General features: G+C 66.9%; 1 protein-coding gene and 1 pseudogene. One reads left to right on the top strand and one right to left on the bottom strand.

From position 1 onward, the window contains the following. The first annotated feature begins 163 nt into the window (after positions 1–163). A complete protein-coding gene (locus AX702_RS21380) occupies positions 164–1,063 on the top strand; it encodes a diacylglycerol/lipid kinase family protein (protein ID WP_066782324.1) in 900 nt (299 codons plus the stop codon). 22 nt (positions 1,064–1,085) lie between these two features. Here AX702_RS21380 and AX702_RS22745 read toward each other — a convergent pair. Beyond that, positions 1,086–1,522, bottom strand: a pseudogene (locus AX702_RS22745) (MATE family efflux transporter); the annotation flags it as partial.

The raw sequence follows: 1,522 nt of genomic DNA, 5'->3' as shown, positions 1-1,522 counted from the left end.
CGTCAGCGTCGTTTCGCGATGCAACCGCCGGCTCCAGTCGGCGGCACGGGTGCGGCGCATGCGCAGCGCGGGAAAGGAAGCGTGCATGGCCCTGCCTTGCGCCCGGGATAAGCCCCGCGCAAGCGTTACGGGGGCGAATCGGCCTGCCGTGCGTTGGGGCGGCATGAGCGAGATCCGGTCGGCCGCGTTGATCGTCAACGCCAAGTCACGCAAGGGACAGAAGCTATTCCGGCGCGCGTGCAAGCGGCTGGAAGAGCTGCCTTTCACCGTCGACGCCCATGCCGTTCAGAAGCCCAAGCATCTGGAACGGACCGTTCGCCATGCGCTGTCGAAGAAACCGGATCTGGTGATCCTTGGCGGGGGTGACGGGACGGTTAGCGGTCTGGTCGATCTGCTGCTTGGCGAAGACGTGATCCTTGGCGTCCTGCCGCTTGGCACCGCCAACAGCTTCGCCCGTACCCTTGGCCTGCCGCTGGACGTGGACGGCGCGATCGAGGTGCTGGCGACGGGCGTGCCGAAGCGGATCGACCTGGGCATGATCGACGGCGACTATTTCGCCAATTGCGCGGCGATGGGCCTGTCGCCGCAGATTGCCGAAACGGTGCCGCACAATCTGAAGAAGGTGCTGGGGCGGATCGGCTATCTGGGTTGGGCCGGGCTACAATATCTGCGCTTCCGACCATTCATCCTGACGGTGGACGACGGAACGGAGGAAAAGCGGATGCGGGTGGTGGAGGTGCGCATCTCCAACGGCCCGTATCATGGCGGCACCTGGCTGGTGGACGAGGCCAAGGTCGATTCGGGGCAGATCGTGGTGCAGGCCGTCACCGGCCGGTATCGCCGCACGCTGCTGAAGAACTGGTTCGCCAACATCCTTGGCCTTGCGGCACGGCACCAGGACACGGTCACCTTCTCCGGCCGTGAGCTGAAGATCGACACCCGCCCCAGCCTGCCGATCTCGATCGACGGCGAAGTGCTGGCACACACACCGGTACGGGCGCGGATCGCGCCGGGAGCGATCCGCGTGATGGTGCCGCGCGAGGCGGAGCAGCAGGCGGGCTGATCGGGCAGCGCCCAGGAGGTGGCTAGACCGCCGGCTTGAGCGTGCCGGCGGGCTCGATATCGGCGTGGCTCCGCTCCTCGCAATGCTCCTCCGGGACGAGCAGGCCGCCCTCGCGCCAGCGGCCGAAGCGGTAATAGAGCGCCGCCAGCAGGGCGTTTGCCCCTGACCCCACGGGAAAGCTCCACCACAGCGCATCCGACCCGATCAGCGGCAGCAGCGCATAAGCGACTCCGAGCCGAACGGGGAACATGGCGACCGTCATGATCAGCAGCGGCCCCCAAACGGCGCCATTGGCGCGGATCACGCCGAACAGCACCATGGTCGCGCCGAACATGATGAAGCCCCAGGTCGCCAGCAGGTTGATATGCTGCGCGATCGGCACGACCGGGCTGCCGCCCGGAATGAACAGGCCGATGATCACCGTGTCGAACAACAGCACCAGCGCCACCGTCGCGCCGG

Origin of the sequence: Sphingomonas sp. CCH5-D11, assembly GCF_001557395.1 — a bacterium.
Classification (GTDB): Bacteria; Pseudomonadota; Alphaproteobacteria; order Sphingomonadales; family Sphingomonadaceae; genus Sphingomonas.
Note: the sequence above shows the minus strand (reverse complement) of the source record. Positions and strands in the feature narration are given on the sequence as shown.

Coding starts and splice junctions, on each gene's coding strand:
- AX702_RS21380 (WP_066782324.1), top strand. CDS start 164: ATGAGCGAGATCCGGTCGGCCGCGTTGATCGTCAACGCCAAGTCACGC.